This window comes from Erythrobacter sp. WG (assembly GCF_026586795.1).
In the GTDB taxonomy this organism is placed as follows: domain Bacteria; phylum Pseudomonadota; class Alphaproteobacteria; order Sphingomonadales; family Sphingomonadaceae; genus Erythrobacter.
Map to the genome: position 1 here is coordinate 61,793 of NZ_JAPFGY010000019.1, position 8,366 is coordinate 70,158.

Genomic DNA, 8,366 nt, shown 5'->3' on the forward strand with positions numbered 1-8,366 from the left:
TGCTCTCGCCCAACCACGGCGCGCGCACCCTGCCGATCTCGATGGTCGTGCTGCACTACACCGAGATGCCCCTCGATGCGGCGCTCGCGCGGATGTGCGATCCCGAAGCGCAGGTGAGCGCGCATTACTGCATCACAGAGGGCGGCGAGGTGATCCGGCTGGTGCCGGAGGACCGCCGCGCCTGGCACGCGGGGGCGAGCTACTGGCGCGGTATCCCGGACGTGAATTCGGCGAGCATCGGGATCGAACTCGACCATCCGGGGCACGCGCTCGGCTACCGCGCCTTCGCCGAGGCGCAGATCGACGCGCTGATCCCGCTGCTCGCCCGGATCGTGAAGACCTACGACATCCCGCGCGCCAACGTGGTGGGGCACAGCGATGTCGCCCCGATGCGCAAAGTGGATCCGGGCGAACTCTTCCCGTGGGAGCGGCTCGCGCGGCACAAGCTGTGCCTGCCACGCCCCGACTGCCTTGCGGCGGGCAATCCGTTCCACAACTGGGGGAGCTTCTTCCTCGCGCTGGAACGCTTCGGCTACGACATTACCGATCAGGCGAAAGCGGTGGAAGCCTTCGAGCGCCGCTGGCGGCCCGAGCGGATCACCGGCGTGCCGGACGGCGAGATCGCCGCGATCCTGTGGCAATTGCTGCTCGACCGCGACCAAGGGAGGACGCGCTAGGCGGACCAAGGAATCCGGCTTTCGCAGGGGCGGGGCCGGGGTGACAGCGAAGCATAAGGGGGATCATGATGACCAAGAAACTTGCGGCCGAGTTCTTCGGAACCTTCTGGCTGGTGTTCGGCGGCTGCGGCTCGGCGGTGCTGGCGGCGGGGGTGCCGGATCTCGGGATCGGTTTTGCCGGTGTCAGCCTTGCCTTCGGGCTGACGGTGCTGACCATGGCCTATGCGGTGGGCGGCATTTCGGGCGGGCACTTCAATCCGGCGGTGTCGCTGGGCCTTGCGGTCGGCGGGCGGTTTTCCTGGGGCGAGCTTGTCCCTTACTGGGCGGCGCAGCTCATCGGATCGTTCTGTGCGGCGGGGATGCTCTACGTGATCGCCAGCGGCACGGCGGGCTTCACCGCCGGGGGCTTCGCCTCGAACGGCTATGGCGAGCTGTCGCCGGGCGGCTATTCGATGCTCGCCGCGCTGGTCATCGAGGTGGTGCTGACCGCCGGGTTCCTGGTGGTGATCCTCGGCGCGACCTCGGCCGCGGCCCCGGCCGGCTTTGCGCCGATCGCCATCGGGCTGGCGCTGACGCTCATCCACCTCATCTCGATCCCGGTGACCAACACCTCGGTCAATCCGGCGCGCTCGACCAGTGTCGCCTTTTATGCCGATACGGCGGCGGTCAGCCAGCTGTGGCTGTTCTGGGTCGCGCCGCTCGTCGGGGCGGTGATCGGCGCGCTCGTCTGGAAGCTGCTGCTGGCGCCCAACGAAAGCCTCGAGAACATCGGCGGGCAGGATACGGCGACCGCATAGGCGGGCGACCGGGCGGCGGCTTTGCATTCGCCGCCCGTCATGCCTATAGGCCGATGCGTCAGGGGGCCTGAGGCAGTCGCGTGTGCCTTCTTGTGAATGCAGGGGGGGACGCGAGGAAAGTCCGGGCTCCACGAAACGAGGGTGGCGGGTAACGCCCGCCGGTCCTGCCTTCGGGCAGGGCAAGGGAAAGTGCCACAGAGAGCAGACCGCCGATGGTTCCCCGCTTGCGGGGGCACAGGCAAGGGTGAAAGGGTGCGGCAAGAGCGCACCGGGGGGGCCGGCAACGGCCACCGCATGGCAAACCCCACCCGGAGCAAGGCCGAATAGGGGCCGCGCGCCCTTCGCAAGGAGGGTAGGGGTGTTTCGCCCCGAGCGGCCCGGGTTGGCTGCTAGAGCCGCCGGGCAACCGGCGGCCCAGATGAATGGCTGCCACCCCGGGGCCGGTCCGTAAGGATACCGCCCGGGGAGACAGAACCCGGCTTATGAGGGCCCCCTGATACGTTGTGTTTTAGGCTCGCCCATCCGGGCGAGCGTCCTCGGCGGTTTTCAGGCCCTGCGGTCCTGATCGCCTGCGGCTCGCGCGCGTGCGCTCGCGGTCGCTGCGCGACCGATCGGGCGCCTTTGCGCAAGGCTGTGTGGGGCGGCCGCGCGGAACAATCCGGTCCCGCCGCGACTTAACGCGCCATGATCGAACGCACCGCCGTCCCCCGTCCGCTCGCCCAGCGCGTCGCGATCATCCTGGCCGTCGTCGTCCAGATCGGGGCGGGCTTCCTGCCGCGCATCGGAATCGGCACCTTCATCGGCGACCGGTCCGATGCGGTGCGCACGCTCATCACCCCGGCCGGCTGGGCTTTCGCGATCTGGGGGCCGCTGTTCGTGCTGTCGGTGCTGTTCGCGATGTGGCAGGCGCTGCCGAGGCAGAAGGACAACCCGCTGCTCGCCCGGATCGGCTGGCCGGCGGCGGTCGCGCTCGCGGCGCAGGGTGTTTGGTCGACCTACACGCAGTTGGCCAACCTCACCGCGATCTCGGTGGCGATCATCCTCGTCTCGCTCGCCTGTCTGCTGTTCGTCTGCGAAACGCTCGCCCGCGCCCGCACGCTGACCCCGGGCGAGCGGCTGTTCGTCGTCCCCGCCTTCACCGGCCTCGCCGCGTGGCTCACCGCAGCAAGCATCGTCAACGTCGCGGCGAGCCTCAGGTATCACGGTCTCGCCGGACCGGACCCGGCGCCGCTCGTGGCGGCAGCGATGGTGGCGATCGGCGCGCTGATCGCCGCCGTCGCCGTGGCCCGCCTGCGCGGCGTGCCGCTCTACGGGCTCGTCTTCTGCTGGGCGCTGGTCGCGATCAACGCGGCGGGCGGGCGGCAGGCCGAGGCGGTGGGCATCGCGGCCATCGCGGGCATCGTGCTGGTGCTGGCGGTGACCGTGTGGCGGCTGTCGCAGCCGGGCAACCGCCGACACTGGCTGGGCGGAGGTCAGGCGCGCCCGACGCTCACATAGTCGAACCCGGCCGCGCGCATATCGTCGGGCTTGTAGATGTTCCGCAGGTCGACCATCACCGGCTGGGTGAGCAGCTGCTTCACGCGCTTCAGGTCGAGCGCGCGGAAGGCGTCCCATTCGGTGACGATCACCACCACGTCCGCGCCGTCGATCGCGGCATAGGGGCTGTCGCACATGGTCACGTCCGGCAGCAGCGGGGCGGCGGCCTCCATGCCTTCGGGATCGTAGGCGGTGACGGCGACCCCTGCGTCCATGAGCGTCTGCGCGACCGCGATCGCCGGGCTGTCGCGCATATCGTCGGTGTTGGGCTTGAAGGTCAGGCCGAGCAGCGCCGCCCGCTTACCGCGCGCCGCCTCGGTCCCGCCCAACGCGTCGACGACCTTGCGGCCCATCGCCCGCTTGCGGGTGTCGTTGACCTTGACCACCGCCTCGACGATCCGGGTCGGGCTGTCGTAGTCCTCGGCGGTCTTGAGCAGCGCGAGCGTGTCCTTGGGAAAGCAGCTGCCGCCATAGCCCGGCCCGGCGTGCAGGAACTTGCTGCCGATGCGCTTGTCCATGCCGATCCCGCGGCTGACGTCCTGGACGTTGGCGCCGACCTTCTCGCACAGGTCCGCCATCTCGTTGATGAAGGTGATCTTGGTCGCGAGGAAGGCGTTGGCGGCGTATTTGATGAGCTCGCTAGTGCGCCGGCTGGTGAACAGGATCGGGCTTTCGTTGAGGAACAGCGGGCGATAGACCTGGCGCATCACCTCGCGGCCGAAATCGTCCTCGGCGCCGATGACGATGCGGTCGGGGCGCTTGAAATCGCCGATCGCCGCGCCTTCGCGCAGGAATTCGGGATTGGAGACGACCGCGACCTTGTGAGGGGTGCCGGTCTCCTTGATGATCCGCTCGACCTCGTCGCCGGTGCCGACGGGGACGGTCGACTTGGTGACCACCACCGCATCCCCCGACAGCTTTTCGCCGACTTCGCGCGCGACCTCGTAGACGAAGGTGAGGTCGGCGTGCCCGTCGCCGCGCCGCGAGGGGGTGCCGACCGCGATGAAGATCGCGTCCGCCCCCGAGATCCCTTCGCCGAGGTCGATGGTGAAACTGAGGCGCCCGGCGCGCACGTTGCTTTCCACCAGCGCATCGAGGCCCGGCTCGTAGATCGGCATGATCCCGGCGTGGAGGCGGTCGATCTTGCTCTGGTCCTTGTCGATGCACACCACGTCATGGCCGAAATCGGCAAAGCAGGCCCCCGACACGAGCCCGACATAGCCCGAACCCACCATCGCAATCTTCATAAAGGCCCTCAAGCGGTTGAGGGCGCCGCGGGGGCGCCCGTGGCGGCGCCCGGGCCGCTCAGTGCGGTCGGTCGCCGTGGAACATGGCGATAGCGCCGTCCTCGTCGGCGCGCGCCTGCAGGATGCGGCGCTGGTCGCCTTCGAGCACGAGCGCTGTAAGCACACCCGAGCGGAATGCGCCAGTGTCAATGCCGATGCGGTTGCCGCAGTCCATGACGTGGTCGAAGATGGTGTGGCCGTGCACCACCACCTTCTCGAGCGCGCCCTCGTGATCGAGGAAGCCCGAGCGAATCCACAACAGGTCGCTGCGCTTCTGTTCGGCGAGCGGCCGCGCCGGATCGATCCCGGCATGGACGAAGACATAGTCACCGGCGCGGATCATCGTCTCGAAGGCGGCGACATAGTCGCGCACCGCCTGCGGGATGCGCGCGCAGTAGAGCGCGTGGATCTCCCCGAGTTCGAGCGTCCCGATCTCGTGCGGGGTGAAGCCGAAGCTCAGCACCGTCTCGTAGCCGCCGTGGCGCAGGAAGTGGCGCAGGCTCTCGGGCTTGCGGAAGGCGTTGAGGAACATCTCCTCGTGGTTGCCGATCAGCACGCGCACGTTGCGGACCTGCTGCCAGGCCTGGGTGCGGGCGATCACCCCGGCGCTGTCGGGCCCGCGGTCGACGAGATCGCCGAGCAGGACGATGCGGTGGTCGAGGCCCGGGCTCGCGGCGATTTCCGCCTCGATCCCGGCGATCATCGCTTCGTAGAGATCGAGCCGCCCGTGGATGTCGCCGATCGCGTAGTAGCGCGTGCCGGTGGGCACTTGCGGCATCCGAGGAGGAGCAGGGGGTTTCAGTAAGCCGCGCAGACGTTGCAGCATGACCATTGCGGTGACATCCGGTTGCGGACCTTGGGTTCTGTCGAAAGGGGTAGGCCGCGTCGCCCGATGCGCGCACCGACCTCATGGCAATTCTAGCACGTCCGCGCAATCGGCCCAGCCGATGGCACGACGGATGGTGCAAATTGGTCGCCGAGGCGTAGCGCTTCGCGCCCTAATCGAGCGTGAAACTGACCGTCGTGACGACCCGCACCTTCTTGTAGGGGCTGTCCGCCTGGCCCCAGCCGCCGCCCGAATCCCCGTCGCGCGCGGCGACCTCGAAATAGCCCTGCGTCGCGTCGCGGATCTTGCCGACGCGCGAGTCCGAATCCTTGGCGAACTGCTGCGCAGCCGCGCGCGCGTCCTTGGTCGCCTCGGCAACCATCGCGGGCTTGATGTCGTTGAGCTTGGTGAAGGTGTAGGCCATGCCCGAACCCTCTTCGAGGAACACCCCCCGGCTGACGAGATCGAACTGCCGCGCCACCGCCTTCTGCGCGCGGTCGACATCGGTGGTGCGCAGCGCGAGACGCTGGCGCACGGTGTAGCTGGTGACGCCGTCGGTGGTGAAACTCGTCACGTTGGCGCCGGTCGGCTGGAGCGCGTCGGCGGGGAAGCCCAGTTCCTTGAAGAAGCCCTCGATCGTCGCGGTGTCCTCGCGCACCTTGGCCTGGGCCGCGCCGATATCGGTCGAGGTGGTGGAGTAGGAGATCGTCCAGGTGGCAAGGTCGGCGGTGACATCGCGCTCGGCAAGCCCGCGCACGGTGACGGCGCGTTCGGCATCCTTGGCGCGCAGCAGCCCGTTGCCGAGCAGATAGCCGCCCGCGATCATGCCGACCGCGAGAATCCCCGCCGCTCCGAACCACCGCACGCTGGCAGGCTCGCGCAGCACACCGCCCGGCGCATTGGCAGGTTGCACATCGTCACCACTCATCGCATTGTCCCCTTCAGGTTGGTGCGACGAATTGTGCATCAGCGTCGATGAACCGTGATTGAATGGAAGTTAAGATGGTCAAGTATCTTCACACGATGATCCGCGTCGCCGATCCGGAGGCGACGGTTGCCTTCTTCAAGCTGATCGGGCTGGAGGAGGTGCGCCGCTTCGACAGCGAGCAGGGGCGCTTCACGCTGATCTTCCTCGCCGCACCCGGGCAGGCGGGGCTTGCCGAGGTCGAGCTCACCTACAACTGGCCGCCTGCGGACGGCTCTCCGGCGGAGGAATACACCGGGGGCCGCAACTTCGGGCACCTCGCCTACCGGGTGGCGAACGTCTACGAGACGTGCCAGCGGTTGCTGGACGCGGGCCACACCATCCACCGCCCCCCGCGCGACGGGCACATGGCCTTCGTCAAGTCGCCCGACGGGATTTCGGTGGAACTGCTCCAGGAAGGCCACCTACCGCCGGCCGAGCCGTGGGCGAGTATGCCGAATACGGGGAGCTGGTAAGTCGTCGTCTTTCGCAGCCTGCCTATTAAATCGATTTATACCATCAAAATTTCTGTGGACAGTTGCAAGTCGGTGTTTGTCAAGGTAAATTGACGATCTTCTTGGGGAAGGGGGTCGCCTTGTCCATACCGGTGCATGACCCGTGGCAGTGGCTTGCACTGCTGCAACACGAACTGTTGCTGTTTGCCGGGGTGTTTTTCCTGATCGGCGCGCTCGACGATTTGGCGATCGATGCGCTGTGGCTTGCGGATCGCTTCGGAGGCGGCCGGCGGACCATGCGGCGCAACCGGGCGGCGCTCCAGCACCGGCCGCTGTCCGGCCCGATCGCGGTGCTGATCCCCGCCTGGCGCGAGGCGGCGGTGATCGGCCAGACGGTCGGCCACCTGCTGGGCACCTGGCCGCAGCCGCAATTGCGCCTTTATGTCGGCTGCTACCGCAACGATGCCGCGACCCTCGCCGCGTGCATCGCCGCCGCACGGGCCGATCCGCGGCTGAGGCTGGTGATCCACGACCGCGACGGGCCGACCACCAAGGCCGATTGCCTCAACCGGCTCTACGCCGCGCTCGTCGTCGACGAGGAACGCGGCCAGCGCCGTTTCCGGGCGGTGGTGTTCCACGATGCCGAGGACATGGTCGATGCCGGTGCGCTGGGCCTGCTCGACGAATGCATCACCGGCGGCGCGGATTTCGTGCAACTGCCGGTCGAACCGCTGATCCCGCGCCACCGTGCCTTCTTCGCACGGCACGTCGGCGCGCATTACTGCGAGGAATTCGCCGAGGCTCACGGCAAGGCGATGGTGGTGCGCGATGCGCTGGGCGCGGGTCTGCCGGGCGCGGGCGTCGGCTGTGCCGCCTCGCGCCGGGCGCTCGACTGGCTGGTGGCGGGGCAGGGGGACGGATCGCCCTTCGCCGCGGATTCGCTGACCGAGGACTACGAGCTCGGCCTCGCCATTGCCGCCGCCGGGGGGCGCTGCCGCTTCGTGCGGGCGCGCGGCGAGGACGGGCGGCTGATCGCCACGCGCGCCTATTTCCCGCACAGCTTCGACACCGTGGTGCGCCAGAAGAGCCGCTGGGTGCTCGGAATTTCGCTTCAGGGCTGGGACCGGGTCGGCTGGTCGGGCGGGCTGATCGAGACCTGGATGCGCGCACGCGACCGGCGCGGGCCGCTGACCGCGCTGGTGCTGCTGGTCGGCTACGTTCTGGTTCTGCTCACCGGGCTGATGGGCGTGCTGGTGCTCGCCGGCTTCGCGCCGCCGATCCGCGTCACCCCGCTGCTGGCCGCGGTGCTTGCCGCCAACGCGCTCGCCTTCGCCTGGCGGATCGGGATGCGCTTTGCCTTCACCGCGCGCGAATACGGACTGGCCGAGGGGCTGTGGGCGATCGCCCGCCTGCCGCTCGCCAACGTCATCGCGATCATCGCCGGGCGGCGGGCGGTGTTCGCCTACATCGCGGCGCTGATGGGCCGCGCGGCAGCCTGGGACAAGACCGAGCACGAGGCCAATCCCGCACCGGGTGCGGTCTACGGAATGGCACGGTGAGCGCGGGCGGGCCGCCTCGCCCCGGACACCGTGGCGGCCCGCTCGTGATGTTGCTGCTGCTGCTCGGCGCATGGACGCTGCTGCGCGCGGCGTGGTGGGACGATCCCTTCGCGCCGCCCGCAGCGGCGCTCGGCGCGCCGGGGCCCTCCGGCCTCGCCCCGCGCTCGCTGGCGAGCCCGCTGCTGATGGCCGGGGTGACCTTTTCCGAAGCCGCCTATGACCCGGCCTCCGCCGGCCTTCCGCTGCCGCCGGGGGGCGGCGCGTGG

General features: G+C 69.0%; 9 protein-coding genes and 1 other RNA gene. 7 read left to right on the plus strand and 3 right to left on the minus strand.

What is annotated here, in order from left to right; all coding sequences use genetic code 11:
- Positions 1-41 precede the first annotated feature (41 nt).
- From OPU67_RS10910 to OPU67_RS10925, 4 genes are all read left to right on the plus strand, one after another.
- Entirely contained in the window at positions 42-677 is a 636-nt protein-coding gene (locus tag OPU67_RS10910) for an N-acetylmuramoyl-L-alanine amidase (RefSeq protein WP_267619575.1), read from the plus strand.
- A gap of 68 nt (positions 678-745) precedes the next feature.
- Positions 746-1,474, plus strand: coding sequence for an aquaporin Z (gene aqpZ, locus OPU67_RS10915; RefSeq protein WP_267619565.1), 729 nt, complete (start codon positions 746-748; stop codon positions 1,472-1,474).
- Positions 1,475-1,534: 60 nt separating this feature from the next.
- Positions 1,535-1,973, plus strand: an RNA gene (gene rnpB / locus OPU67_RS10920) — RNase P RNA component class A.
- Positions 1,974-2,158: 185 nt separating this feature from the next.
- Entirely contained in the window at positions 2,159-2,971 is an 813-nt protein-coding gene (locus tag OPU67_RS10925; protein ID WP_267619566.1) for a hypothetical protein, read from the plus strand.
- On the opposite strand, the gene OPU67_RS10930 is transcribed toward OPU67_RS10925, so the two are convergent.
- The 3 genes from OPU67_RS10930 to OPU67_RS10940 form a co-directional block, all read right to left on the minus strand.
- Positions 2,947-4,257 carry a UDP-glucose dehydrogenase family protein gene (locus tag OPU67_RS10930; protein WP_267619567.1) on the minus strand — a complete coding sequence of 437 codons (1,311 nt, stop codon included), beginning with the start codon at positions 4,255-4,257 and terminating at the stop codon, positions 2,947-2,949. The two genes, OPU67_RS10925 and OPU67_RS10930, sit on opposite strands and share 25 nt — an antisense overlap.
- A 58-nt stretch (positions 4,258-4,315) precedes the next feature.
- Positions 4,316-5,074, minus strand: coding sequence for a metallophosphoesterase (locus tag OPU67_RS10935; protein WP_267619568.1), 759 nt, complete (start codon positions 5,072-5,074; stop codon positions 4,316-4,318).
- A gap of 220 nt (positions 5,075-5,294) precedes the next feature.
- Positions 5,295-6,050 (minus strand): SIMPL domain-containing protein, encoded by a 756-nt coding sequence (locus OPU67_RS10940; protein WP_420709003.1) that lies wholly within the window; start codon positions 6,048-6,050, stop codon positions 5,295-5,297.
- Positions 6,051-6,124: 74 nt separating this feature from the next.
- Here OPU67_RS10940 and OPU67_RS10945 point away from each other — a divergent pair, with 74 nt between their 5' ends.
- The 3 genes from OPU67_RS10945 to OPU67_RS10955 form a co-directional block, all read left to right on the plus strand.
- Positions 6,125-6,562, plus strand: a complete 438-nt coding sequence (locus OPU67_RS10945; protein ID WP_267619577.1) for a VOC family protein — start codon at positions 6,125-6,127, stop codon at positions 6,560-6,562.
- A gap of 119 nt (positions 6,563-6,681) precedes the next feature.
- Positions 6,682-8,100, plus strand: coding sequence for a glycosyl transferase family protein (locus tag OPU67_RS10950; RefSeq protein ID WP_267619569.1), 1,419 nt, complete (start codon positions 6,682-6,684; stop codon positions 8,098-8,100).
- Between the two features lie 47 nt (positions 8,101-8,147).
- The coding region (locus tag OPU67_RS10955) for a hypothetical protein (protein WP_267619570.1) at positions 8,148-8,366 on the plus strand (219 nt) is incomplete at its 3' end.